Genomic DNA, 24,473 nt, shown 5'->3' with positions numbered 1-24,473 from the left:
GCGCTTGATCCTGCCTTCCGGAACAATGTGAAGGGGCGGGATGACTGTGCCTGCTCAGCCGCTTTTGCCTCTGCGCCTGCGCTCGGCTAGAAGACGTGCGGAACATTCGCCCGAACGTGCCGAGCAGGAGTTTTCGCCGTGGCCTTGATGCCGGTTTCTGACGCGCTTGCCGCGGTGCTGGCGGGTGCAGAGCCGCTGCCGGAAGAAATGATTTCCCTCGACGAGGCCTACCATCGCGTGCTCGCGCGTGACGTCGTGGCGCGGCGCACGCAGCCGCCGCAGGCGATGTCGGCGATGGACGGCTACGCGGTGCGCGCGGCCGATGCCGCGACGATCGATTCGGAGCTCACCGTCATCGGCGAAGTCGCAGCGGGCCGACCGTTCGAGGGGACGGTCGGAGCCGGCGAGGCCGTGCGGATCTTCACCGGCGGCGTCGTTCCCTTTGGCGCGGACGCCGTCGTGATCCAGGAGGACACGATCGCCGCCGGCAAGCGGATCACGATCAAGGAAGCCGCAATCGCCGGCCGGCACATCCGCCCCGCCGGCGTTGATTTCCGCGAGGGCGACGTGCTCCTGCGCAAGGGAAGCCGTTTGACCGAGCGAGACCTCGCGCTCGCCGCCGGGATGAATCATCCGCACCTTGCCGTTGTCAGGCGTCCGAAGGTCGCGATTCTCGCCACCGGCGACGAGCTGGTGATGCCGGGCACCACGCCCGGCCACGGCCAGATCGTCTATTCCAACGGCTACGCCCTGCACGCGCTCGCCCGCAGCGAGGGCGCCGAGACCATCGACCTCGGTATTGCCGCCGACACGCTCGAGGCCACCACCGCCGGCATCCGCCGCGCCCGCGAGAGCGGCGCCGACGTCCTGATCACGACCGGCGGCGCATCGGTCGGCGACCACGATCTGGTCCAGCAGGCACTGCGGGACGAAGGCATCGCGATGGCGTTCTGGAAGATCGCGATGCGGCCAGGCAAGCCGATGATGCACGGGCGACTCGGCGCAATGGGTGTGATCGGCCTGCCGGGCAATCCCGTATCGTCCTACGTGTGCGCTTTCCTGTTCATGGTGCCGCTGATTCGCGCCCTGTCGGGCCGTTCAGTGATTCACCATCGCCGTGAACGCGCCGTGCTCGGCCGCGACGTCGGCGCCAACGACCAGCGCGAGGACTATCTGCGCGCGCATCTTGAGGAGCGTGACGATGGCACACGCGTCGTTGTTCCCGTCAATCATCAGGACTCTTCGCTGCTTGCGAATCTCGCTGCAGCACAGGTACTTCTCGTCCGCGCACCATTCGCGCCGAAGGCCGAAGCCGGCACGGCTTGCGAAGTGTTGCGGCTCCCCGTCTGAGCGCCCCCGCAACGCGCGTTCCGCGCACTTTGCTCTGTTCACGGTAAATTAAGCAGTTGCGGAACATGTATCGAACATATAGTGTCTGTTCATGATTTGTTTCGAGCATGCAGCGGCTTATGGCCGAATTCAGCGTCTCGGAATCGGACGACATCAACCGGGGGACTTTGGTCGAGATGTTAACGCGCAAACAATACGAGCTTCTGCGGTTCATCAGTGAACGTCTGAAGGAAAGCGGCGTGCCGCCCTCCTTCGACGAGATGAAGGATGCGCTCGATCTGCGCTCGAAGTCGGGCATCCATCGCCTGATCACGGCGCTCGAGGAGCGTGGCTTCATCCGACGCCTGCCCAACCGCGCCCGTGCGATTGAAGTCATCAAGCTGCCGGAGCTCCAGGCAGCCGCTGGCAGCCGCCGCGGCTTCACGCCGAGCGTCATCGAGGGCAATCTCGGCAAGGTGCGTGCGAGCGCGAGCCTGCCCGCTGACGAGGGCGAACGTCCCGTCGCGGTGCCGGTGATGGGCCGCATCGCGGCCGGCACGCCGATCGAGGCGTTGCAGACCCGCAGCCATACTATCAGCGTACCGCCTGACATGCTCGGCTCGGGCGAGCATTACGCGCTGGAAGTGCGCGGCGACTCGATGGTCGAAGCCGGCATTCTCGACGGCGACATGGCCCTGATCCAGCGCAACGAGAGCGCCGATACCGGCGACATCGTGGTGGCGCTGATCGACGACGAGGAAGCGACGCTGAAGCGCTTCCGCCGTCGCGGCGCCTCGATCGCGCTCGAGCCCGCCAACGCGGCCTATGAGGTCCGCATCCTGCCGCCCAACCGGGTGAAGATTCAGGGCAAGCTGATCGGGCTTTACCGGAAGTACTGATACCGGGAGTCCTTTCTATCGGCAGTACTTCATATCGGAAGCACTTCATGCCGGAGGTGCTTGGCGCCTCGCGCGCTTCCGATCGGCATCGCCGGTCAGAGATTGGAGCGGATCATCGTCCGCTCCGGCTGGATAGCCTTTCTGGTTCTGCACAGACTATCCGGCCCCTCCTCCAACGCTGGCTCCTCGCCACGCCGACGAAGCAGCACCGCTTCAAGCAGCACCGCTTCGCGGCTCGGTTGTTCGAGGAAACAGCGACCAGCGGTCAAGTTCGGCCGTTGCAGCCAAGTTGGCAATGTTCGCGTACGCGCCTCCCGAATGCATCGCGGCGAGCTTTGTTCCTATTGAATTCGGGAAAGATAATGTGATCGCGGCTTGCGGAAGCCAGCCGCAGATTTGCCCACAACCAAGCACAGCGTTCGTGCTTCCACTCTGATAGAGGCCTGCGCCTCGATAAGAGACGCGGGTTGCTATCCCAGCATGAGGAGCACCCGATGTGTGACTACAGCCTACATGCCGTCGCGTCGCGCCCCGCCGAAGTCGGCGAGACGATCGTCACGACAAGCTTCCGCGGCACCTCGACGCGCGGCTTCGCCTCTGCAGCCGATCCGTCCGTCGCCGTCTGCCTGCTGCCGGGGACGGAGCTCGCCTTCGCCGACGACGTCCGCTACGACAATCGCTGGATCTGGACGCGCACCATCAATTCCCGCGTCGGCAAGTTCGGCAAGATCGATCCGCACGTTCCCGACCGCCATCATGATGCGATCGAATTCCCCGACGGCAAATACGTGCTGGTGACGCAGCTCGTCGAAGGCCAGCGCGCGACGGTGCTGCAACTGCCGGTGACTCAGTCGGTCACCGAGCGCGAGCACAAGGCGCAGATCACCGCCGACAGGCAGCCGACCGTCACGCACCTGCCGATCGGCTGACAGAGCCGCCCTCCGGCTACGAGGTCGGAGGTCAGGATTGAATCGCCATCGCCGGCCGTGGCCGGCGAGATGGTGTGGTTTGCGCCCCGCGAATCCGAACGGACGCACCGAACCACTGCGTTGCTCCGCACCATCAGATCAATCGTCGGCTTGCAGGTCGGTGTCCGCCGGCGTTGCGTCCTTGATGCGAGGCGCGGTCGACTTTGGCGCGAGGCTGCCGTCGAAATCACCCTCGCCGGCGCCGGCCGGCAACCAGGGGCGGCTCGTGCCTCTCGCCCTCACTGCCTGAACCACAAAACCGTCACCACGCTGCGTCAGCGCCAGCGCGCTCTGGCTGGCGAGCCGCTGCCGATCGACCACCATCGCCGCGCAATCGGGCGGCGCGGGACGAGTCGTCACCACCAGGGCGGCCCGACTGCAATCGTCTGCGAGAGCGTCGACGCGCAGTGCCAGCGCGACCAGCCTCCCGTCGGCCAGTGGCGTCACGCAGCCGGATTCGTCGCAGGACACGCCATCGGCAAGCGAGGCTCTGCCCGCCTCGCGCGGATCGGCGTCGGCAGCGAGCCATTCCTTGAGCAGAAAGCCGTCCTTGTTCGTCCTGATCAGGTGCAGATATCCGTCCCTGCCCCGCACCGCGACGCTCGCGCCATCCCCGGCAATCAGGATGTCGGGCTGCCGCGCCGACAGTCCCCAGAGGATCGCTGCCAGCAGCACCAGGGCGCCGGACCAGCGCAGCGGCGTGCGCAACAAGCCGAGCACAATGATTCCCAGGCTCGCCGCGATCAGCGGCGCGATCCCGAACGCCGGGATGCGGCCCACCGCGCCCGGCAAGGCCGCGACCCAGCGCGAGACCGCGACCATCCACTCGATGCCAATCCCCATCAGCCACCAGAACACGCTGTCCAGCCCGAACGGCGCAGCAAGCAGCCCCAACAGCCCCGCCGGCATCACCAGCGCAGAGACCACGGGCATCGCGCCGAGATTGGCGAGCACGCCGAACGGCGTGACACGGTGGAAATGAAAGGCGGCATAGGGCGTGGTCGCAAGTCCCGCAATCAGCGAAGCCATGAACAGCATCGCAATCTCGCGCCCACCCCACATCGCAATGCGCGCAGTCGCCGAATTGTCCGGCGAGGCAAACAAATTGGGCATGCCGATTTGCACCAGTGCGACCAAGCCGAGCGTTGCCGCAAACGACATCTGAAAACTCGGATGCACCAGCGCTTCCGGCGCGACCGCCAGCACGATCAGCGCAGCCACAGCAAGCGTGCGGAAGGTGATGGCGCGGCGATCGACCATCACCGCGATCAGCACCACCGCCGTCATGAAGAACGACCTTTGCGTGGCGACCTCCGCGCCCGACAGCAGCAGGTAGAACGCAGCGGCGACCAGCGCGGCGGCGGCCGACCATTTCTTGATGGCGAAGCCGGCTGCCAGTCCGGGGATCAGAGCGAGCAGCGCGCGCACCGCGAAGAACACGACGCCGGCAACGACGGCCATGTGATAAACCGGAGATCGAGAGCACGTGGCCGAGGCCGGAGATGAACATCGCATCGTTGACGGGCGTGGTGATCGCATCGCGCCGCCCGGTGAGCAGCGCGGTCGCGATCGCCCGATTGTCGCCGTCGAGCGTCGCCCGGATGCGGGCATCGATCGCATCGCGCAGGCCTTGCATGAAGGCCGCGTAACGCAGCCGTAAGCCGCCGGTCTCAGGCGGCGACGCCACCGTGATGGCGCCCATCGCGAAGCCGGAGGCGCCGATGCCCTGGAAGAACATGTCACGCGAAAAGTCGTAGCTGCCGGGCCGCACCGGCGCGAGTGGCGGCATCAGCCGCGCGTATACCGTCTAAGATATTGATTTCAGACGCATTATTTATCTTAAGCTGGGCTGATCCCCAATTAAACCCACAAACTGGGCCCATTGTCCCAGCTGGGACGACGTTTCGATTGCATTGCCCAAGGAGCATTGCTGTGGATCATCCCACAGGCGCGAGCATCCATCATCAACCGGTAATTAATGGATCTGGAACCATTTTACACGTAAGTTCTTCCGTTCTGGACAGCCACCGGAGGCTAACAGATGACCGATGAACAGCTAGCTCTTCAGGCTGTTAGTGATGCCCAGCGCATTCTCGAGGAATACTTAGAACCGAGGCCCCGGAATAACGAGCGCATCATCTTGGACAAGCTGGTGGAAGTGCTCGAGCGTCCAGATCTTCTGGTAGCCGTTCATCGGATGCAGCGCGGCTCGTAGGCTTCTCGCCGTCGTGCTCTTGCTGGCAGGCTCGTGCTAATTCGAGCCAGTCCTGAGCAAGTTTAAGCCACGGCTCCGCATCGATGGAGTAACGGGCTTCGGCGGCCTTTTCCCTGCACACCTCAGCTAAACGGTAGAAGCGTACTGCACTTTCCGACATAGCAAATAACGCGAATACGCCCATCAGCCGCCTCTACCGTACTCGCCTCTTCCCGACACTGTCTGTCGATTTTCTGACAGACCGACCATTGGGCGGGGCGAAAATCGTGAAGTGTGCCAAATCGGCAACCCAGCGGCCCGCCAGCGTGAATCCGGCTGCCCGCAACCGGGCATTAACGCAATCGGCGCAGGCTCTCCGGCGGGACGGGGCCGTGGGGGACATACGCGGCCTTGTGCTTGGGGAGAAGGCCCGCCACGCCCAGCCCCGGCGGTGCCTTCACTCAAAGCGCCTGACACACGTTAAGGAACAATTCGAATCAATTTGCATGCCCGCCCGCATTTCGCTTAGCGTGATGAAGCCGGGGCTGGCTCCATATTTTACGTGATTTTTTTACCCGGTTCATTTGACCGTGCGCGATGCCGCAGCAGTGTCACTGCTGCGGCATTTGCTTATGTGTTCGCACGATGTGGGCAAAGAAAAGCCGCCGGCCGAAGCCGACGGGCTAAGCCTCGGTTAAACTTGCGTGGTTCATGATGCTTTGTTTCAGCGATATTGGTTAAGGAGCATTGCGATGGATTTAGACCTCCGAAACGAGCTCGAAGAGCTGTTGGATGACATCCGTAAGCGCCAGCGGCACATCGAGGACCAAGTTTTTCTGATCAGTGTTCTGGATCGTGATGGTCACAACACTTTAGAGCAGCAAGCGAAACTTAAGCACGAGCGCAAACAGCTCGCCTTGCAGATGGAAATGCAGACTAAGCTTCTGCACAAGGCGAAGCTCCAGCATTGACCATCGCGGAAAGGCAGACGGCCCAGCTGCGCGACAAAGTGAGCCCCTAATGAGCCGCTTGACAGCTGTCGGTGTCGAACTAATTTTTTGCTCCGGGGGCATCCTACCCCCCTTGGAGAAAGGACTTAACGAGAGACCCTTAAAAGGACGGCAGCCAATGATTGATGAGAGACTTGCCAGATTGCGCGCGCACCGGAACAATATTGCCCGCTACCGCCGATTGCTCAAAACCGAACTGTCACACCTCGAGCGGCAGTTTATTGCCGGGCGGATTGAGGAAGAGAAGTCGGCGATGGACAAACTCTGTTCCGCAACATTCCCCCTCACCTTCAGACTTCCTGAGCCCCCGACGCCGCTTCCACCTGTGGCCTGATCCCAGCTGGCAAAAAGCCCGCCGATAGGCTCGGCGGGCTCTCGCAGACTCTCCGGAACGGCGTTTCTTCAGATCCAGGCTGCCGCCCAATCAGGCAAGCAATCCGGTAGCGGCTTATCGAGCAGCCCAGCAACCAGCACAGCGACCGCGGCGCCTTCGATGCCGCCTTCGGCGTACTCGACCTTGCCATTCCATTCGAAATGGAAGACCGCTGAGGCCACCGCCCGCATTCCCTCGATAGTTGTCGGTCGCATCGAGATCATCCGAGAGAAGATCGCTCGCAGTTGATCCATGGCATCCTCAAACGCGTCTTCGGCCGCCCCTTCGTCAGCACCGATCGCCATGAGGCGGACGATCTCCTCACTGGCCGCATCCCGAATCCGCGATATCTCGACGAACCGGCGTCCTAGCTCAATCAGCTGGGCGTCCGGGGTGCCGGGAGAGTCTGCGGTGACGGGGAGGACGGAAACCATAGACGACGCCGCCGCGGGTACGGCAACCGCAGCCGCCCCAGCGCCGGCCGTAGCCGCCGCAAGCCGCTTGGAAAATTGGCGTCGCGTGGTAAGTGTTAATGCAGCCTGTAATGTCATGGCTCTACTCCATGTGTTGCTGGTTAGAGCCAAGGGAAAGGTGCCACTTCCCCTTGGCTTGATTTTTTGGTAACATGGGATCATGAAAACGGCAACAAAAAAAGTTACCAAAAAATCGCGTGGCAGACCCGCGACCGGCCCGGGCCTCCAGGTCGGTGAGCGCTGGTCGGACGACGCCATACAGCGCATTGATGATTGGCGGCGCGCGCAGCCAGACCTTCCGGGCCGTCCGGAGGCAATCCGCCGTTTGGTCGAGATCGGGCTGAAGGCCAAGGGGAAATAGCCGCGCGCGACATTCACAGGGGGAAAGACCATGAAGCTAATGCTCGGAGTTATCGCGCTGCTCTTTGCGACCACGGCCGCCCTTGCTCAGTCTCCCCCGAAAGCCGCTAAAAAGCCGCTGCCTGTGCAGCTAAAGCCGCAAGCGCCGATGGGCTGCAAGCTAGTCGGCACAGTCCGAGGCACCAAGATCTGGGCGGGTGACTGCATTGCCGCGGAGCCTGCAGCGGAAACCCCACAGGCAGCACCGCCACCACCGGCTATGCCGCCCGCGGAGAAGCAGTGATTGGTGCGGGCTGATGTCTGACCTAGAAGAACGCGCGGAGATCGCGCAAAAGCGCGAAGCAACTGTCAAACAGCTATTGCGCCGCGCAGCCAAGCGCTCCCGACCGAGCCAAGCCCTTTCAGTCGTAGTACGTCATACCCGCGAGACCGACGCGAACCGCGAGTTTGCGCCGGATAGCGACTCGGACGCCATTGTATGGTTCCTCATCGCGCTCCCAGTATTCATTATCGCTCACGCGATCTGCGTGAAGATTGGAGCCATCTAAAACGTAACGGTGGCGCGACGTCGGCCCGACTAGCTTCGAAAGCAGAGGTCAAGGGCTCAATGGTGTCAATTCACCCGGTCTGTAAGCACAATCCGCTTGCGCTCGCCCTACGGTTGCGGTTGGCTATCCCATTCTTGACGAAGTTAATGGGGCGCCTGTGCCAAAGCTGAATCCGTTTCGACCTGGTAGTGTCATTTCGCCGGGGATGTTTGTCGGCCGCATCGAAGAGATCGAGGTGGTTGAACAATCCCTGCTGCAGGCGCGTGATGGAAACCCCCAGCACTTCATCATTGAAGGTGAGAGAGGAATAGGCAAATCGTCGCTCTGCTTGTGGGTGGACTACCTTGCAAGAGGAGATATCACCTATGACGGAACGAACAAGCTTAGCTTTGTCGTCGTGAACATCGACCTTCATGCCGCGATGGGGTACGACGATATTGTCGACGCCATTTTAGCTGAGCTAAAGCGCCAGATTGCAAGCAGACAGCCGCTCGTAGAAAGCTGTAAGAAGGCGTGGGATTTCCTAAGCCGATTTCAAATTTCAGGCGTGAAGTTTGACCGCCCTCAGCCGCTTAGCACAAACAGCAAGAGGCTCGATGAGCTCACCGACGTTCTCGTCAGCCTGATCGAAGAATCAGAAGGAGCGGTTGAAGGAGTACTCATCCTGATCGATGAGGCTGATCGTCCGCCCAGTGAGGCTCACCTGGGGCAGCTGTGCAAGCTGCTGACTGAGAGGTTATCGCGACGGCGCTGCGAGCAAGTGTGTATTGGCCTAAGCGGCCTCCCTGACCTCATGCAAAAACTTAAGGACTCGCACGAGTCCAGTTTGAGAATATTCAACATCCTGGAGCTTAAACCGCTCGAATTCTCCGAGCGCATGATGGTCATTGATCGCGGCATCGAGCAAGCAAACAAGAACAGCGAGTCTGACATTGAAATTGAGGAAAGCGCCAAGCGATTGATCGCTAACTTGTCAGAGGGCTATCCGCACTTTTTGCAGGAGTTCGCACACTGTTCCTTTGCGACGGATACGGACGACAAGATCAGTGTAGCGGACGTAATATCAGGAACTTTCAGCGAGCACGGTGCACTGAACCAACTCGGGCGAAAGTATTTTGCTGACCTTTACATCGACCAGATCGGCTCTGAAGACTACCGGCGCGTTCTGATTGCGATGGCTGATCACATGGACGACTGGGTGAGTAGAGCAACGATTATCGCTAGTTCTGGCGTCAAACAATCCATCGTGAATAACGCATTGAGTGCGCTCCGAGATCGGAAGATCATCCTGCACAATCCGGGGGCGCGCGGTGAATACCGGCTCCCGACCCGCTCGTTTGCCGTGTGGATCAAGGCACGGGAGACCCAAAAAAGAGCCGAACCGGCCCTTTCGGTGGGGGACACGTCGAGCGTAATCAACGTTCTCGCTCCCATACCTCGAGCTAGTGAAAGCTAATAATCGCTAGTGGAAGCAGAACAAAGAAGGAAGCGGGCGCGGCGCCGCTCTGGCGGGATCTCCGTGATTTGGAGCGCTACGGTAGCGTGAGACCGCCCGTTCGGAAATTCGGCTATAGATGCTCCCGAGTGGAACCAAGACATCAGGACGGCATTTGAATCGGCGCTGGCTCGCCGCCCGAGCTGGCGGAGCGGCCCCACCCCCATATCCTGAGCTGGGATCGGCTCTCCGCCGGACCAAATCCGGACGAGCTTCCGTCGAAATAAAAACGGCCCCTGCGTCTGGCGGCGCAGGAGCCGGGGGTCAAATACTCCGATTTACAGGGGGGCTTGAAGCCGGAGCACAATGAAAACGGGCTGCATTGCCGTTTGTTCCTGATTCCCAAAATGTTCTGACGCACCTATCTTGGCCCATCCAGAGTGGTCTTTGGATCCTCCTCTCCCGCCCTTCTTCATCGGTTGGATGAGGCTCTGAGTAACGAGCGGCTTGCGCCGCTAAATCACGCAGCGGCGAGCTGAAGCCGAGTTCCATTTTCCACTTTTTCCCGATCGGGGTAGCTCTGCTTTTCCGCCCTCAACAGAGATTTCTGCAACAATATAGGCGAGCCGCTGACTGGCGCTGAGGGGCGACTTCTGGGTGGGCTCAATGAGCAAATGGCGTGCATCGGTACACCATAACTACAGGGTATTCATCCTCGACGACGAAGGCCACATCATCAACCGCGCGCACCTATCGTCGCAACATGACGAAGCTGCAAAGGAACGCGCCAGACACCTCGCCAGCTCCGGGATGGCCGTGGAGTTATGGGACGGCCCCCGCAGGATCCCGATCGCGAGCGAAAGCCGGACGACCCAAGCCAATGTTTGCGCGCGATCAAGGCGCGTCGCTTCGGTCGAGATCGTCCACGACCTCGCTGCTGCCGAAGCGGTCTGGCGCAGTCTTGAGAGCCCGAACCATTCTGCCACGCCCTATCAGCGGTTCGATTTCCTCGCCGCTTGGCAGCGACAAGTCGGGCAGCGCGCGGGGCGTTCCCCGTTCCTCGTGATCGCCCGTGACGACGATGGCCGGCCGCTTGGGTTGCTGCCGCTCGTGTTACAAACGGCCCTCGGGGTGCGCTGCGCGACCTTCATGGGTGGCAACCATTCAACCTTCAACATGGGCCTGTGGGACCGCGAATTCGCGGCGGCCGCAATCGAACGTGATCTCAATTCATTGATGGCGATGCTCGCCGCGCGCGACGAAGCCGACGTGCTCATGCTGCGCTGCCAGCCGACCTACTGGGGCGATCTGCAAAACCCGCTGAGGCTACTGCCTCATCAGCCCTCGACCGTCCACTGCCCCGTGCGCACGATCGAGCCCGGAGCTACACCGGTGAGCCTGATTAGCTACTCCCTGCGCCGCCGGCTGCAGCGCAAGGAGCGCAGGTTGCAGCCGCTTGCGGGCTATCGCTATCACATCGCGTCTGATGACGTTGACATCACCCGCCTGCTCGACTGGTTCTTCCAGGTCAAGCAGCAACGAATGGCGCAGCAGAAGCAGCCAAGCGTGTTCGCTGAACCGGGCGTGCAGGAATTCATCCGTGTTGCCTGCATAACTCGGCTCGCCAACGGCGGCCGCGCGATCGAGATCCATGCGCTCGAATGCGACGAGGAAGTGATCGCGATCTTCGCCGGTGTCTCCGACGGCCACCGCTTTTCCATGATGTTCAACACCTATACCATGTCGCAGAATGCGAAATTCAGCCCGGGCCTGATCCTCATACGCGAGATCATCGATCATTTTGCAGATCAGAACTATCGCGCCTTCGACCTCGGCCCCGGCTCTTACGACTACAAGCTGCTGTTCTGCCAGGATCACGAGCCGATTTTTGACAGTTTCATCCCGCTCAGCATGCGCGGCCGGCTCGCCGTCGGCGCAATATTCGCCGTCAACGAGGCCAAACGCTTGGTGAAAAGGAATCCGGCGCTGCTCGACCTCACTCAGAACCTGCGCAGCAGGTTCCGGAGTGCCAAAACATCCCAAACAACTTCTCTGGTTTTCTTTACTTCAACACTGCTGCAGTCGGTTGGGGCTTAGTGAGATCCGCGGCAGGCACGCAGCCATGTCGGCTTCAAAGTCGTCTTCTAAGAGCAAAGCGGACGCGACGAATTTATAGTACACGCCCGGCGGCCCCGCCAACTCTGTGACAAATGGCGAGGCCGCCTGCGCTCCAGACCTGACAAGGGGCTGGCGCTTGCGGCCCGGAGGGCTGCATCCTAGGCCAGCTAGCCGAGAAAGTTGGCTGCCCGAAAGAGGCACCCATTCGGAGAGTCCTAAGTAACGCCCAGCAACGAAGGGGCCGCCTCAGCGGCCCCTTGCCGGTCAAAATCTTTGTTCGGGATGAAATGCCAGCCCGGCGACACTCACGTTACAGGCGCCAGATCAATCCTGTCCGATCTGACCTAGCCCTGCTTCGATCAGTTTGACGTCCTCCTGGAGAGCCAAAACGGATTCGGTTTGATCGACACCCGTCCTCCTTTGGACATCAGCTAATAGGCGGCGCCGGTGAATACGCATTTCCTCCAACGCTTGCCTGTTCTTCAAGCGAACATGGGCGGCAACAATTTGCCTAAACGACATGGAATTGCCCTCGAATAAAAGGTCAGCCCCGGGAGGAATTAGCAAAATCCCGGATGCGAACCAGTTGGTGCACGATCTATGCCAAGGATCTATGACACCTTCGGAGGGCGTGACGAAAGGCCGCCCGCCAGCGTGAAGCGGCGGCCTTTGATTTTGTGGCAATCGCGCTTCCGTGCAGCGGCCCGGAGGTACGCCTCAGTCGTCCCAGAAGCGCTTGCCGCATACGCATTCGAACATGTGAGTGATGCCTCCGCTCTCAGCGTCCACCACCGTTCGTACAAGCTTCATCTTCTTGCCGCAGGTTCGGCAGCTTCTGTTTGAGTTGTCCTCGAGAACGCAGATCTTCTCAGCGCGAAATACTTCCATGAGCAACTGCCCCCCCTTCCGAGGTGACCGTAGTGGAAATCAAAAACCTATTGCAGCAGGGAAAATGGAAGAACCGGGTACGAACTCGCGGTGCGACCGCATACGGCGCAAATTAAGACGCGACGGACCGTGGCGAACCCTTTTATTGAGTACCCCGTTAGGATGACCACAGAGCAATGCGACCGAGCGACCGTCTGATCAGTTTGTTGGGCTAATGTAATCCCTGTGCACAACGGTTGGGCGCTGAGCCCCTTCGAACAGAACGGTGACACCTGTGCTACGGGCGCTTACATCGACAACCACGCCAACCTTGCCAGCCAGTTTTGGGCAGCGGATTCTTCCGAGCTTGTTGAGCTTGAAACGGATGCCGACTGCAATGCCACCGGTTTGCATATCCATGGTTTTGCCCCGTGACAACAGATCGCCTTAAGAGCAAGTAGACAATGGTGACCCCCTCCGTTGGTTCCTACCGATTTGGTGACGGCCGGAGCGTTAGGGCGGTCTTGATGAGCAATGACGTCAGCATACGCGCGTTGAGCGGCAAGCGGTGATACGCCAGCCTCTCAAGAAACCTTTTACGCACTCTCCTAAACCGCGACACGGAGGAGATATTGGAATGAGACTTTCAATTCCCGCGCGTCCGGCTGTATTGAATGCCCTGTTGCCCGGCGATTTTTTTCAGCGAGAGAACGGCGAGTCTGGAATCGTTGTCGGCACGGGAACTGCCGAGCGCGCAGCCATAATCTTTCCGGCGAAGGGATCACTTCAATCCGTTCATCTCCATCATCCCGGAACATCATCCGGCCGCGAGGTCATCAGTTTTTCCAATGCGGTACTGAAGCTCGATGACCTGTCCAGCGGCAATGACGAAGATCTCGATCGTGGCGCACTGCTTCTCGATGCCAACGGCGAGGCATTTATCCGCGTGTTCGACAACTTGAGCGATCACACGTTCAAACTCAGCGACGGGCAGCGGACGCAACCCTCATCGGGCCCAACCATGATTTTCCCGACGTGGGGTGTCTATAGCGCGTCGGAGGGAGAAGAACCGAAGCTGATCTTTGAATGGAGTGCGCGACGAGGTTAGCTGAGTAAGCCGACCCGCCGGGCGTTCCCGTTGCCCCATCCGGCCAGGATTAGGCACACTAATTGGAAAATCAGAGGTAAGCCCACTGCACGGATCGCTCCAACGCTGTTGGGGGCGCATGTTTAATTCCTGGCCCGTGCGAAAGCCTCGAGCGGTCCGGCGCCTCGGCCTCAGCTTCCACCCCCGTCGAAGTTGGGGCCGATTTTTCCCGGATCCCGGTCGACGCGCATCGGATCCTCGAGACGCCGCTGCTACTGCCGCGGTCGGTGCCTCCTAATTGCCGTTGTGCTCACCCTAAAGTTGCGATTTGATCATGGCTTTCGGGATTTTGGATCATGGCCGTTCATTTGATTGTGGCGAAACTCCTCAGAGACGAGCTTACCTTGCGGGGTATCCGATCGTTGACCATCGATGAATCAGAGGCGATTGCTGCCCGCATATTCGAAAGGATCACTGAACTTGAGCTAGAGCTCGCTGTCCGGGACTTCAACTCCACACGCCGGGACAAACCGACCTGACGAGCGGCTGATGGGCCTGCAGCGGGCTTGTCTCGAAGCGCCGAAAAACCCGCCGGCTTGGGAGCCGGCGGAGTTTGATGATTGAGATTGTTGGCGATCGGCGGGCACCGATCACTGGATTGGGTTAGCAGAGTCGCCGGCCAGCGCGAACCCCGCACCTTGATTTTTGAGAGTACTAAGCGGGGCTCACTAGTGCCTTACGCTTTTGAAGCGCCTTCGCTCCATATGGGCTAGCCGACCCTCAGATTTTCAGCGGACGTTTTGCCCTTGTTGCTCATTTCCTCGTAGCTCACCCTCGCACCCTCGTTGAGCGTGCTCAGTCCCGCCCTTTCGACGGCCGAGATGTGAACGAAAATATCCTTGCCGCCATTGTCGGGCTGGATGAAGCCGTAACCTTTGGTCGCGTTGAACCACTTTACAGTACCTATCGCCACGAACGTCTCTCCTAAAAAATGAAACGTCCCAGCTTGCCAGAAGCTGATCACAACGAAAAGGGGCCGGCGGCCCCTTCCGCGTCACGGCAAGACGTTGCGCTCACGCAACAGGCTTCAATGTTCCGCTTCGGAACAGATGTAACAGTGAATTTTCCCGGGAAAAATAGAGGGCCGCAGGAGGATGCATCCCTCCTGCGGCCCTGTTCTTACAGCGGCGTCTCGAAGATCCAATAGCGCGTCGACCGGGATCCGAGACGCCGCTGGCTACCGCCGCGGTCGGTGCCTCCTAATTGCCGTTATGCTCACCCTAAGCGGGCGGCAAAAGCATTGGGTCAAGGTGAAGAACCGCAGCCATCCATCGATTGCGCGCGTCAAGGAAGCATTCGCGTGAGCCGCATCCGCATCATCCGCCACGAGGTGGTCCCGCAGTGCGGCAGCTTCGAAGTCCGCTTCCCAGATGGACGGCCGTCCCTATATTTCTATTTCGACGACTTGCCGAGTCGGCGGCTGCGGGCCGAAGTGAGTGACAGGGCCGCAGTCGAAGAACTGGCCAAGGCGTTTGCTCGCTCTGAGCAGGAGAAGCTGGACAGGGGCGAGCAATGAGCAATTTTGCTGAGCTGCTAAAAGCGCTCGAACTCGGTCATTGGCTCATTGTTGCCGGCACCATCCTCATTGCCGTCGGTACACTCGGGCTCGTGATCCGCCTCATCAGGGCTCCGAGAGAACAACAGAGCGCCGAATCCATCCTGCCCGCCGGTCGAGAGCGCCTGAAGGCTAAGGGTGTGAAGCGATCGAGGCCCAAAACACATCAGGGCTTGGAATGATCCTCGATATCCTTACGGGACTGTTTCTGATCTCAGGGTTTTTTCTTGCCTTGAGAATGTTCGTAGAATGGCGTCGAGACGTACTTCACGGTCCTTACGTAACCAAAGAACGGGACGCGGATTTTGAAAGGCTCGCCGGTGAGGAACAGGCGAAGGCACTCGCGCAACCTGAGCAGGACAAAGCTCCATAGCGCCGATAGAAGCCCACGCGAGCATCAGTCGGGCTCAGAAAATGACAAGTCGTTTAACTTAGGTTATCGCCCGGGCGTGAAGTTTGCCACATTTTCCCGAGACAAAACCTTTGCGTACTCGAGGTTTTGCCCATGTCGGAAACTGTTCCTGTAGCGTCCCACGTCCCCCGCGAAGTGAGCCCCGGCCCCGATCGCTTGCTCGAGTCCGTCCTTCTATCTGGTTTGTTTCTCGTGACGGGAACGTGGATTTGGTTCTTGGGTCGTGTCTGCTGGCTTTTTGCAAATTGGATTCTGGAGTGACCGGCAGCGGAGACGTCCTCATCGAAAAGCAGCTTGCTTAAAAATATTTTGGGGAACATTGCGATGGCGAAACCAGCCGTATCCCGTGATGCCTTCCGGAGCTTGTTTGCTTTCTACGCAGCAAAGGCCCATTACGACAAAAAGCACGATGGCGAACATGGTCTCTTGAAGCTGTTCGGATCAACCGAAGATATTCCGGACAGTTTACTTGAGCAGTGGTCGGATTGCGCCGAGCTACTCGGTCCCGAAACCATTGGGGGCGCAATAGCCCCACGAACCCGCCAGATCACCGATGGCAACGCACGTTATGACCATGCCAGCGACTTCCTCCATGTGCTCCTCAGAGACCTGGAGCGAAAGCACTGACGAGATCGCCTCGCGCGCGGACTGGCACTCCCCTTGCTCTGCAATGCCAATCCGTCAGACCCAAGGTGGGCCTGTTCACATTGAGGCGAGCTTCCGCGGTTCGACTCTGAAACGTGGGGGTTACCCCCAAAGGAACGCCTTCCGGCTTGGAACGATAGGGCCGAACGATCGTCATATTCGATGCCTCCAGCAAGACAGGTAGCCCCCCCGACTGCTGTAGGAAAACCCGTATCGCTCGGGTTGGCGGCCCCCAAGTCGGGGCCGCTTTGATGTGCTAGCCAACTTTCGCGCGATTTTTCTTTGGATTCAGCCCACAGTTTGTCCCAAAACTTTCATTGGACGTCTCTCGTGGCGCCTGCAGCGGTTTTAGTAGCAGGAACTTGGCCGGTATCACCTCTGTAGCCGATTTGTTACCGTCCCAACGCACGCGATGCCAGCCGCCCCTAGAATTGCTTTCGATGATGCCGCGGCGATGTCTCCAGCGCGCGTGAAGCTTTGGATTGGGCACCATCCAGCGCACGCCGTCCTCTGTCAGCATCACCAGATCGCCGCGGTTCAAGCAGGAACATTCCGACACGCGAATTATGAGAAACCGACGACTGAGCGAAAGTCGTCGCTTGGTTTATCCCAGCGGAGTTGCGATCCGGTTCTCGCTGCGGCCAGAATCGAATCTCGATCCATTCTGTCGTGCATTGGTCGGGCGATCGTCGCACTGGCATACAGCGCAACGGCAAGGGCCATGGCCAATAACAAGCACGGGAATAGCAAGAGATATATCATCAGAAGTCCCCCACGTCGTGCGCGGCAGCAGCGCTGAAGCAACTGCCGGGTGGGGTGATCTGAGATTCGAGCCGCTTCGAGGCGGGCCAGTGACGACAACAAGACAGTTACCGGCTGGCATCGCGCTTATCCGTTGCACCCTGAAGGCGCTGGGAAACGTCCATTACGAACCCACCCCATTTCGCGGTGAATTCGTCCCGAGATAGCTGGAGCGCCTCCCGCGTTGCATCTGGCGAGGCTCCTAGACACATCATCGCGGCGACGAATTGCGATTGGTTTTGGCCGTCCAGGGCATCCGCAAGAGCGGCGCAACATTTGGGGTATAGGTCCGGTTTGGTGCGGCTTCCAACGGGCCGACCAGCACCAGGTCGAGCGCCGCCGCGCTTTGATTTCCGTAGCCCACTTTTAGCATTTTTTGATTTCTTCACGTCTCGCTCTCTTTTAGAAAAATGCCTGTTTTATCGTGTTTTCCTGGTTCTTTGATTTCCTGCGAATTTTCCACGGGACCAAAAAATCTCCCGGTGCCACCCCTGCGGGTGGAGCCCCTAAATCGTCGCGATATTTGACATGTACCCCCCGGGGGCGTCCCGAAGGTCTGCCATTAGACCAACATGACCGCGTTCGCGCGCTCGCGGCCGTTGCGTTCGTCGATGACCAGGTCGAATGCCACCGCCTGCCCAGATTCCGGCTGGAACACTCCAGCAAGATGCTTAATGTGCGCGAACGCATCCGGGCCGCCGTCATCGCGCCTGATGAACCCGAATCCGCGATCGGAATCCCACATTTTGATTTTGCCGGTATGCATAGTGTGTTGCGTTCCTATTGCTTTAATCTTTAGAGGCCGCCACCATCGGCGTAACGGCCGGGCTTGTCCACGTTCTCAATGAATTTTGGAGAGAGGCGGTTAAGCAGCCGCGTCATTGGTCATTCCCCGGCAACCCACAGGCCTACCCACAAATAGGAACCGGATTCTGCTGGAACGCGTCGGACCTGTCTAGACAAAGAATTAGAGAACGCCCGTTGTTCAAAGGCTCTTTCGGACTTCTCCGGAAGTTACTGGACGTCCCATTAGCGTCGGCATCAGCCGTGCCTTCAGCTGAACGAAGCTACCGACCTCCGGCGCGGTGCCCTTGCGGACCGACAGGCGCACGCGCTCGAGCCTGACGTCGCTGCGCTGCGCCTCCATCGCCGTGACGCGCAGCACGAAACGATCGGTACGCTCGCGGATGTCGCGAGCCTCGACGAAGCCCGACAACGACACCGAATAGAGCGCCCTTGCCAGCACCGGGTGGGCGATGCGCGCCGTCTTCCAGGTTGCGACGGCAAAGCCGGCCGCGACCGCCGCGATCATGATGGCCGGGGCGAACAGCCGGCTCCGCCGCAACAGAGCCGCGCCAAGCAGGAGCGCGATGGCGGTCGTGGCAACGACCCACAGCACCGGCTCATGATCGGCAGAGAAATAAAGCGCGATGCCGCAGCCAAACGCGACGGGCACCCACGGCAACAGCCGCCCGGCGCCCGCCTCGGCGCGCAGCCAGGCGCGGAGGGTCTCGGCCAGCGATGTCCAGAGGTCGAGGCCTGCAGGCGCGAGGCCGCCCGCGGACGCGGCGCGGCCCGCGGGCCACGTCCCCGCGATCCCCTGCGATCGTACCGGCCGGCCCGGCTCCGCCATTCCCTGCACTCGATGATACGCAACGAAGCCAGAAGCTACCGGAACGTGCAGGTGGGCGGATAGCGGTACGGATCAGGAACGAAGGGGCGCGGCCGCTACTTTTCCTCTTCCATCGTCACGGCCACATCCGCCTTGGCCGACAGCCTGACCTTGTTGCCCTCGATATCGGCGACGAGGCCCTTGTCGATGAAGTGATGATGGCCCTTGTGGCTGCCCTCGCCGCTGTCCTTCTTGGTCAGCTTGATGCGATTGCCTTCGACCTTGTCGACGGTGCCGATGTGGACGCCGTCGGCGCCGATCACTTCCATATGCTCTGCGATGTTCTGCATGGTGGGTTCCTTGTTGGACCCACCCCAACGCGCGGGGAGCACGTTCGTTCTCTCACGAGAATGACGAAGCCGTGTGCCCGCTCGTCAGATCAGCGGCGCCTGCGACGAAGCATGGTGATTGACGATCTTCCACTCGCCGTCCTCGCGCATGATGACCCAGCTCATCTTGACCGAGAAATCGGGGCGTTCGCCGGCGAGATCGAACGAGATGGTCGCGGCCATATTGATCAGATCAGGACCTGCCTGCGCCGCCGTCACCTCGGAAAACACCGCGCTCGGCTTGCGCCAGCGCGGCAGGCCGTTGAAATAGTCTGCGACGCCGGCCCTGCCCCGGTAGAGCTTTGGGTTGGAGCCGAAGAAGAAGGCATTCCTCGCATAGAGCGATGAGAGCGCGGCCGCATCGAGCGTGGCGAAGCCGGCGCGCCATTTCGCGATGATGCCGGAAACGATAGCGTCGGCTTCGTTGCTCATTGTGGTCTCGCAGCTCTTTTCAGCCTTTGGCAACTTCCTTCGCGAACGTGTCGCGCAGACCGATAGTCCTGGAAAATACCGGTCTGTCGGACGTCGAGTCCTTGTCGCGCACGAAATAGCCCTGGCGCTCGAACTGCATCGGCTCGGTCGAATTGCTTTCCGCGACCGATGCCTCGACGCGGGCATTAGCGAGAATTTCCAGTGACTGCGGATTGAGGTCGGCGGCGAAGTTCGAGGCGTCCGGGCTCGGTTTGGCAAACAGCTGATTGTAGATGCGGATTTCCGCGGGCACGGATGTCGCCGCCGGCAGCCAGTGCATGGTGGCCTTGACCTTGCGGCCATCGGGCGCGTTGCCGCCCTTGGTCGCGGGATCGTAGGTGCAGCGCAGCTCCACCACCTCGCCGGCATCGTTCTTGATCACGCCGGTGCACTTGACGAAATAGGCGTAGCGCAGCCGCACCTCGTTGCCCGGCGACAGACGGAAGAACTTTTTCGGCGGGTTCTCCATGAAGTCGTCCTGCTCGATATAGAGCTCACGGCCGAACGTGATCTTGCGGGTGCCGGCGGAGGGATCATCCGGATGGTTGATCGCCTCGAGCTCCTCGGTCTGCCCCTCGGGATAATTCTCGATCACGATCTTGAGCGGCTTAAGCACCGCCATGCGCCGCTGCGACGTGCGGTTCAATTCCTCGCGGATGCAGAATTCCAGCATGCCGACGTCGACCACGCTATTGGCTTTCGCAACGCCGATGCGCTTGACGAATTCGCGAAGCGCGGCCGGCGGCACGCCGCGGCGGCGCATGCCCGCCATGGTGGGCATGCGCGGGTCGTCCCAGCCCGCGACATGGCCCTCGCGGACGAGCTGGGTCAGCACACGCTTGGACAGCAGCGTGTAGGTCAGGTTCAGCCGCGCGAATTCGTACTGGTGCGGCTTCGAGGGCACCGGCAGCTTCTCGATGAACCAGTCGTAGAGCGGCCGATGGTCCTCGAACTCCAGCGTGCAGATCGAGTGCGTGATGCCTTCGATGGCGTCCGATTGGCCGTGGGCATAGTCGTAGCTTGGATAGATGCTCCATTTGGTCCCGGTGCGCGGATGGTGCGCATGCAGGATGCGGTACAGCACGGGGTCGCGCAGATTGATGTTGCCCGCACCCATGTCGATCTTGGCCCGCAGCACGCGCGCGCCGTTCGGGAATTCGCCCGCCTTCATGCGACGGAACAGGTCGAGGTTTTCATCCACGGTGCGATCGCGGAACGGCGAGTTCTTGCCGGGCTCGGTCAGCGTGCCGCGCGCAAGACGAATCTGCTCCTGGGTCTGGTCATCGACATAGGCGAGCCCGTCGCGGATCAGCTGCTCCGCCCATTCGTAGAGGCGGTCGAAATAGTCCGAAGCGAAGAACAGGTTCTTGCCCCAGTCGAAGCCGAGCCAGCGCACGTCGGCCTGGATGGAATCGATATATTCCTGCTCTTCCTTGACCGGATTGGTGTCGTCGAAGCGCAGATGGCAACGGCCCGGAAACTCTTGGGCGATGCCGAAATTGAGCGCGATCGACTTGGCGTGGCCGATATGGAGATAACCGTTCGGCTCCGGCGGGAACCGGGTCACGATCTCCTTGTATTTGGCCTCCTCGAGGTCGGCCTGGATGATGTCACGAATGAAATCGCGCCCAACCTCGTTCGCCACCGGTTCTGTCATTACGAAAATCCTGTAGGGAAATCAGCGGCCCTTCTGCCAAATTCCCTTGGCTGAGCCAAGGGCTTAAGCAAGGTCTCAAGCAACCCCTGGCGGTCCGCTGCCGGGCTTTAGTTATGCTCCGGTCCTGTTATATACCAGCGCCTCCAATGCATAGGCCCTGCCAAGAATGACCTCTCCCGTCGTCACCCGTTTCGCTCCTTCGCCGACCGGCTTCCTCCATATCGGGGGCGCGCGCACGGCGCTGTTCAACTGGCTCTATGCGAAGAAGCACGGCGGCAAGATGCTGCTCCGGATCGAGGACACCGACCGGGAGCGCTCCACCGAGGCCGCGATCGGCGCCATCCTCGACGGCCTGAAATGGCTGGAGCTCGGCTGGGATGGCGACGTCATCTACCAGTTCAGCCGCGCCGCCCGCCACCGCGAGGTCGCCGAGCAGCTGCTCGCCGACGGCAAGGCCTATCGCTGCTACGCCACCGCCGAGGAGCTCACCGCGATGCGCGAGAAGGCGCGCGCACAGGGGCGCACGCGCCTCTATGACGGCCTGTGGCGCGACCGCGATCCGGCGACGGCCCCGACCGACGTAAAGCCCACCATCCGGCTCCGTGCGCCCCAGACCGGCGAGACCGTGATCGAGGACCAGGTCCAGGGCCGCGTGGTCTGGCAGAACGAGAATCTGGATGACCTCGTCCTGCTGCGCGGCGATGGCAACCCGACCTACATGCTCGCTGTGGTGGTCGACGATCACGACATCGGCGTCACCCACGTCATCCGCGGCGACGACCATTTGATCAACGCGGCCCGCCAAAAGCAGATCTACGACGCGATGGGCTGGACGCTGCCGAGCATGTCCCACATCCCCCTGATTCATGGCCCGGACGGCTCAAAGCTCTCCAAGAGGCACGGCGCGCTTGGCGTCGATGCCTACCGCGCCATGGGGTACCTCCCGTCCGCGCTCCGCAACTATCTCGTCCGGCTCGGCTGGAGCCATGGCGACCAGGAAATCTTCTCGACGGAGGAGATGATCGCGGCGTTCGATCTTCCCAGCGTCGGCCGCGCAGCAGCGCGCTTCGATTTTGCCAAGCTGGAAAACCTCAACGGCCACTACATCCGCAATGCCGACGATCAATCACTCGTGAAGATGTTCGAGGACGTGCTCGACCACGTCGTGCCCAGCCGCGACGAGCTTAAGGCCAAGTTAAACGACACCACGCGCGCGCAGCTCCTGAAGGCCATGCCGGCCCTGAAGGAGCGCGCCAAGACGCTGATCGAGCTGATCGACAGCGCCTATTTCATTTTCGCGGACCGGCCGCTGGAGCTTGACCCGAAGGCGGCGGCGCTGCTGACGCCTGAGAACCGCAAGCTGATCGGCCAGCTTCATTCCGCGCTGGAGAAAGTCGAGACGTGGAGCGCGGCCAATGCGGAAGCCGCGCTGCGCGCCTTTGCCGAGGAAAATAGTCTCAAGCTCGGCGCGGTCGCCCAGCCGCTGCGGGCCGCGCTGACCGGTCGGACGACGTCGCCCGGCATATTCGAGGTTTTGGACGTCCTGGGACGCCAGGAAAGCCAGGGCCGGCTTAAGGATCAGGCTAAGGACTAGCTGAGGGCCAGCCTACGACGTAAGTCGACCATGCGTGGCGCCATCTTGCAGCGCACACAGCAATAATATACCCATCTCACCCGTACCTTCTGGAACATCCGGCCTGCCCCGCGATATCTCATCGGGGCCTCCGGGTCCGGCCCGTTTCACCATACATCGGGGACCTCTGATGGACGCCAAACCAAGCAATAAGACCGCCACACTGACGGTCGGAAACAAGAATTTCGATCTTCCGATCCACAGCGGCAGCGTCGGGCCCGACGTCATCGATATCGGCAAGCTCTACGGCCAGTCCGGCCTGTTCACCTACGATCCGGGCTTTACCTCGACCGCGAGCTGCCAGTCCAAGATCACCTATATCGACGGTGACGCGGGCGTGCTGGAATACCGCGGCTATCCGATCGAACAGCTCGCCGAGAATGGCGACTTCCTCGAGACCTGCTATCTGCTGCTGTTCGGGGAGCTTCCGACCGCCGCGCAGAAGAAGGATTTCGACGACCGCGTGATCCATCACACGATGGTGCACGAGCAGATGGCCCGCTTCTTCCAGGGCTTCCGCCGCGACGCCCATCCGATGGCGATCATGGTAGCGGCTGTCGGCGCGCTCGCCGCGTTCTATCACGACTCAACCGACATCAACGATCCGAAGCAGCGCATGATCGCCTCCATGCGCATGATCGCCAAGATCCCGACGCTGGCTGCGATGGCCTACAAATACACGGTCGGCCAGCCCTTCGTGTATCCGAAAAACTCGCTGAAGTTCGCCGAGAACTTCCTGCACATGTGCTTTGCCGTGCCGTGCGAGGACTACAAGATCAACCCGGTGCTGGCTGACGCGCTGGACAAGATCTTCATCCTGCACGCCGACCACGAGCAGAACGCCTCGACCTCGACCGTGCGTATCGCCGGCTCCTCCGGCGCCAACCCGTTCGCCTGCATCGCGGCCGGCATCGCCTGCCTGTGGGGCCCGGCCCATGGCGGCGCCAACGAAGCAGCGCTCGCGATGCTCGCCGAGATCGGCTCGGTCGACAAGATCCCCGAGTTCATCGCCAAGGTGAAGGACAAGAACTCTGAAGTCCGCCTGATGGGCTTCGGTCACCGCGTCTACAAGAACTACGATCCGCGCGCCAAGATCATGCAGAAGATGTGTCACGCCGTGCTCAAGGAGACCGGCCATGGCGACGATCCGATGCTGAAGGTGGCGCTCGAGCTCGAGAAGATCGCGCTCAGCGACCAGTACTTCATCGACCGCAAGCTCTACCCGAACGTCGACTTCTATTCGGGCATCACGCTGAAGGCGATGGGCTTCCCGGTCTCGATGTTCACCGTGCTGTTCGCGGTCGCCCGCACCGTCGGCTGGATCAGCCAGTGGAGCGAGATGATCGAGGATCCGCAGCAGAAGATCGGCCGTCCGCGCCAGCTCTACACCGGCGTCACCCGCCGCGACTACGTTGCGATCAACAACCGGAAGTAAGATCGAGCCCATCACGGCTTTCGAAGCGGCGCCATCTCCGGATGGCGCCGTTTTGTTTTGCACGGACACAACCCTGCTGCCGTGCACAACAACAAGTCGGCGCAATATCTCGGCCGACGCTTGACGTCGCAACGCTTCGCGC

At 60.8% G+C, this 24,473-nt stretch carries 23 protein-coding genes and 2 pseudogenes; 15 read left to right on the top strand and 10 right to left on the bottom strand.

Going from position 1 to position 24,473, the window contains the following annotated elements; genetic code table 11:
- The first annotated feature begins 138 nt into the window (after window positions 1-138).
- The 3 genes from glp to RX329_RS21465 all read left to right on the top strand — a co-directional run bounded on the left by glp (window position 139) and on the right by RX329_RS21465 (window position 3,157).
- Window positions 139-1,350 carry a gephyrin-like molybdotransferase Glp gene (gene glp / locus RX329_RS21475; protein ID WP_317244164.1) on the top strand — a complete coding sequence of 404 codons (1,212 nt, stop codon included), beginning with the start codon at window positions 139-141 and terminating at the stop codon, window positions 1,348-1,350.
- Window positions 1,351-1,526: 176 nt separating this feature from the next.
- Window positions 1,527-2,228, top strand: coding sequence for a transcriptional repressor LexA (gene lexA, locus RX329_RS21470; protein WP_026233499.1), 702 nt, complete (start codon window positions 1,527-1,529; stop codon window positions 2,226-2,228).
- Window positions 2,229-2,722: 494 nt separating this feature from the next.
- A complete protein-coding gene (locus tag RX329_RS21465) occupies window positions 2,723-3,157 on the top strand; it encodes a hypothetical protein (RefSeq protein ID WP_018458088.1) in 435 nt (144 codons plus the stop codon).
- A 138-nt stretch (window positions 3,158-3,295) separates the two neighbouring features.
- Here RX329_RS21465 and RX329_RS21460 read toward each other — a convergent pair.
- Window positions 3,296-4,994, bottom strand: a pseudogene (locus RX329_RS21460) (ComEC/Rec2 family competence protein); the annotation flags it as partial.
- A 243-nt stretch (window positions 4,995-5,237) separates the two neighbouring features.
- On the opposite strand from RX329_RS21460, the gene RX329_RS21455 reads away from it, so the two are divergent.
- The 3 genes from RX329_RS21455 (at window position 5,238) to RX329_RS21445 (ending at window position 6,734) form a co-directional block, all read left to right on the top strand.
- Window positions 5,238-5,411: a hypothetical protein gene (locus tag RX329_RS21455; protein WP_009859265.1), complete on the top strand. Its 174-nt coding sequence runs from the start codon at window positions 5,238-5,240 to the stop codon at window positions 5,409-5,411.
- Window positions 5,412-6,142: 731 nt separating this feature from the next.
- Entirely contained in the window at window positions 6,143-6,361 is a 219-nt protein-coding gene (locus tag RX329_RS21450) for a hypothetical protein (RefSeq protein WP_317244163.1), read from the top strand.
- 157 nt (window positions 6,362-6,518) lie between these two features.
- Window positions 6,519-6,734 carry a hypothetical protein gene (locus RX329_RS21445; protein ID WP_317244162.1) on the top strand — a complete coding sequence of 72 codons (216 nt, stop codon included), beginning with the start codon at window positions 6,519-6,521 and terminating at the stop codon, window positions 6,732-6,734.
- A 68-nt stretch (window positions 6,735-6,802) separates the two neighbouring features.
- Here the strand turns inward: RX329_RS21445 and RX329_RS21440 are convergent, their stop codons facing one another.
- Window positions 6,803-7,324 carry a hypothetical protein gene (locus tag RX329_RS21440; protein ID WP_317244161.1) on the bottom strand — a complete coding sequence of 174 codons (522 nt, stop codon included), beginning with the start codon at window positions 7,322-7,324 and terminating at the stop codon, window positions 6,803-6,805.
- Between the two features lie 578 nt (window positions 7,325-7,902).
- Here RX329_RS21440 and RX329_RS21435 point away from each other — a divergent pair.
- The 3 genes from RX329_RS21435 to RX329_RS21425 all read left to right on the top strand — a co-directional run bounded on the left by RX329_RS21435 (window position 7,903) and on the right by RX329_RS21425 (window position 11,686).
- Window positions 7,903-8,154, top strand: a complete 252-nt coding sequence (locus tag RX329_RS21435) for a hypothetical protein (protein WP_317244160.1) — start codon at window positions 7,903-7,905, stop codon at window positions 8,152-8,154.
- 157 nt (window positions 8,155-8,311) lie between these two features.
- Window positions 8,312-9,610, top strand: coding sequence for an ATP-binding protein (locus tag RX329_RS21430; RefSeq protein WP_317244159.1), 1,299 nt, complete (start codon window positions 8,312-8,314; stop codon window positions 9,608-9,610).
- Window positions 9,611-10,399: 789 nt separating this feature from the next.
- A complete protein-coding gene (locus tag RX329_RS21425) occupies window positions 10,400-11,686 on the top strand; it encodes a GNAT family N-acetyltransferase (RefSeq protein WP_317246435.1) in 1,287 nt (428 codons plus the stop codon).
- Window positions 11,687-12,793: 1,107 nt separating this feature from the next.
- Here the strand turns inward: RX329_RS21425 and RX329_RS21420 are convergent.
- Window positions 12,794-12,994 carry a hypothetical protein gene (locus RX329_RS21420; RefSeq protein WP_317244158.1) on the bottom strand — a complete coding sequence of 67 codons (201 nt, stop codon included), beginning with the start codon at window positions 12,992-12,994 and terminating at the stop codon, window positions 12,794-12,796.
- Window positions 12,995-13,211: 217 nt separating this feature from the next.
- On the opposite strand from RX329_RS21420, the gene RX329_RS21415 reads away from it, so the two are divergent.
- On the top strand, window positions 13,212-13,682 hold the full coding sequence (locus tag RX329_RS21415; RefSeq protein WP_317244157.1) for a hypothetical protein: 471 nt from the start codon (window positions 13,212-13,214) through the stop codon (window positions 13,680-13,682).
- Between the two features lie 748 nt (window positions 13,683-14,430).
- Here the strand turns inward: RX329_RS21415 and RX329_RS21410 are convergent.
- Window positions 14,431-14,634 (bottom strand): cold-shock protein, encoded by a 204-nt coding sequence (locus RX329_RS21410; protein ID WP_317244156.1) that lies wholly within the window; start codon window positions 14,632-14,634, stop codon window positions 14,431-14,433.
- Window positions 14,635-15,021: 387 nt separating this feature from the next.
- Here RX329_RS21410 and RX329_RS21405 point away from each other — a divergent pair, with 387 nt between their 5' ends.
- The 3 genes from RX329_RS21405 to RX329_RS21395 all read left to right on the top strand — a co-directional run bounded on the left by RX329_RS21405 (window position 15,022) and on the right by RX329_RS21395 (window position 16,315).
- Window positions 15,022-15,237, top strand: coding sequence for a hypothetical protein (locus RX329_RS21405; protein ID WP_317244155.1), 216 nt, complete (start codon window positions 15,022-15,024; stop codon window positions 15,235-15,237).
- Entirely contained in the window at window positions 15,234-15,458 is a 225-nt protein-coding gene (locus RX329_RS21400) for a hypothetical protein (RefSeq protein WP_317244154.1), read from the top strand. Before RX329_RS21405 ends, RX329_RS21400 begins: the two co-directional genes overlap by 4 nt.
- 554 nt (window positions 15,459-16,012) lie before the next feature.
- Window positions 16,013-16,315, top strand: coding sequence for a hypothetical protein (locus tag RX329_RS21395; protein ID WP_317244153.1), 303 nt, complete (start codon window positions 16,013-16,015; stop codon window positions 16,313-16,315).
- 274 nt (window positions 16,316-16,589) lie between these two features.
- On the opposite strand, the gene RX329_RS21390 is transcribed toward RX329_RS21395, so the two are convergent.
- From RX329_RS21390 to RX329_RS21365, 6 genes and pseudogenes are all read right to left on the bottom strand, one after another.
- Window positions 16,590-16,874, bottom strand: a complete 285-nt coding sequence (locus tag RX329_RS21390; protein ID WP_317244152.1) for a hypothetical protein — start codon at window positions 16,872-16,874, stop codon at window positions 16,590-16,592.
- 822 nt (window positions 16,875-17,696) lie between these two features.
- Window positions 17,697-17,900 carry a cold-shock protein gene (locus RX329_RS21385; RefSeq protein WP_317244151.1) on the bottom strand — a complete coding sequence of 68 codons (204 nt, stop codon included), beginning with the start codon at window positions 17,898-17,900 and terminating at the stop codon, window positions 17,697-17,699.
- Between the two features lie 240 nt (window positions 17,901-18,140).
- A pseudogene (locus RX329_RS21380) lies at window positions 18,141-18,767 on the bottom strand (DUF4131 domain-containing protein); the annotation flags it as partial.
- Between the two features lie 95 nt (window positions 18,768-18,862).
- Window positions 18,863-19,096, bottom strand: a complete 234-nt coding sequence (locus RX329_RS21375) for a DUF2171 domain-containing protein (RefSeq protein ID WP_007610829.1) — start codon at window positions 19,094-19,096, stop codon at window positions 18,863-18,865.
- Between the two features lie 84 nt (window positions 19,097-19,180).
- A complete protein-coding gene (locus tag RX329_RS21370) occupies window positions 19,181-19,567 on the bottom strand; it encodes a nuclear transport factor 2 family protein (protein ID WP_018458090.1) in 387 nt (128 codons plus the stop codon).
- A 19-nt stretch (window positions 19,568-19,586) separates the two neighbouring features.
- Window positions 19,587-21,263 (bottom strand): glutamine--tRNA ligase/YqeY domain fusion protein, encoded by a 1,677-nt coding sequence (locus RX329_RS21365; RefSeq protein ID WP_085395031.1) that lies wholly within the window; start codon window positions 21,261-21,263, stop codon window positions 19,587-19,589.
- Between the two features lie 166 nt (window positions 21,264-21,429).
- Between RX329_RS21365 and gltX the strand changes: the two genes are divergently transcribed.
- Together gltX and gltA are read left to right on the top strand one after the other, a co-directional pair.
- A complete protein-coding gene (gltX, locus tag RX329_RS21360) occupies window positions 21,430-22,857 on the top strand; it encodes a glutamate--tRNA ligase (RefSeq protein WP_317244150.1) in 1,428 nt (475 codons plus the stop codon).
- Window positions 22,858-23,026: 169 nt separating this feature from the next.
- Window positions 23,027-24,331: a citrate synthase gene (gltA, locus tag RX329_RS21355; protein WP_018458093.1), complete on the top strand. Its 1,305-nt coding sequence runs from the start codon at window positions 23,027-23,029 to the stop codon at window positions 24,329-24,331.
- The last annotated feature ends 142 nt before the right edge of the window (window positions 24,332-24,473 follow it).

This window comes from Bradyrhizobium sp. BWC-3-1, assembly GCF_032917965.1.
GTDB classification, from domain to species: Bacteria; Pseudomonadota; Alphaproteobacteria; order Rhizobiales; family Xanthobacteraceae; genus Bradyrhizobium; species Bradyrhizobium canariense_D.
This window is presented reverse-complemented; position numbering and strand designations above follow the sequence as displayed.

Coding starts and splice junctions, on each gene's coding strand:
- RX329_RS21375 (WP_007610829.1), bottom strand. CDS start 19,096: ATGCAGAACATCGCAGAGCATATGGAAGTGATCGGCGCCGACGGCGTC.
- RX329_RS21365 (WP_085395031.1), bottom strand. CDS start 21,263: ATGACAGAACCGGTGGCGAACGAGGTTGGGCGCGATTTCATTCGTGAC.
- RX329_RS21450 (WP_317244163.1), top strand. CDS start 6,143: ATGGATTTAGACCTCCGAAACGAGCTCGAAGAGCTGTTGGATGACATC.
- RX329_RS21385 (WP_317244151.1), bottom strand. CDS start 17,900: ATGCATACCGGCAAAATCAAAATGTGGGATTCCGATCGCGGATTCGGG.
- RX329_RS21435 (WP_317244160.1), top strand. CDS start 7,903: ATGTCTGACCTAGAAGAACGCGCGGAGATCGCGCAAAAGCGCGAAGCA.
- gltX (WP_317244150.1), top strand. CDS start 21,430: ATGACCTCTCCCGTCGTCACCCGTTTCGCTCCTTCGCCGACCGGCTTC.
- lexA (WP_026233499.1), top strand. CDS start 1,527: ATGTTAACGCGCAAACAATACGAGCTTCTGCGGTTCATCAGTGAACGT.
- RX329_RS21425 (WP_317246435.1), top strand. CDS start 10,400: ATGGCCGTGGAGTTATGGGACGGCCCCCGCAGGATCCCGATCGCGAGC.
- RX329_RS21415 (WP_317244157.1), top strand. CDS start 13,212: ATGAGACTTTCAATTCCCGCGCGTCCGGCTGTATTGAATGCCCTGTTG.
- gltA (WP_018458093.1), top strand. CDS start 23,027: ATGGACGCCAAACCAAGCAATAAGACCGCCACACTGACGGTCGGAAAC.
- RX329_RS21465 (WP_018458088.1), top strand. CDS start 2,723: ATGTGTGACTACAGCCTACATGCCGTCGCGTCGCGCCCCGCCGAAGTC.
- RX329_RS21455 (WP_009859265.1), top strand. CDS start 5,238: ATGACCGATGAACAGCTAGCTCTTCAGGCTGTTAGTGATGCCCAGCGC.
- RX329_RS21445 (WP_317244162.1), top strand. CDS start 6,519: ATGATTGATGAGAGACTTGCCAGATTGCGCGCGCACCGGAACAATATT.
- RX329_RS21420 (WP_317244158.1), bottom strand. CDS start 12,994: ATGGATATGCAAACCGGTGGCATTGCAGTCGGCATCCGTTTCAAGCTC.
- RX329_RS21395 (WP_317244153.1), top strand. CDS start 16,013: ATGGCGAAACCAGCCGTATCCCGTGATGCCTTCCGGAGCTTGTTTGCT.
- RX329_RS21440 (WP_317244161.1), bottom strand. CDS start 7,324: ATGACATTACAGGCTGCATTAACACTTACCACGCGACGCCAATTTTCC.
- RX329_RS21370 (WP_018458090.1), bottom strand. CDS start 19,567: ATGAGCAACGAAGCCGACGCTATCGTTTCCGGCATCATCGCGAAATGG.
- RX329_RS21400 (WP_317244154.1), top strand. CDS start 15,234: ATGAGCAATTTTGCTGAGCTGCTAAAAGCGCTCGAACTCGGTCATTGG.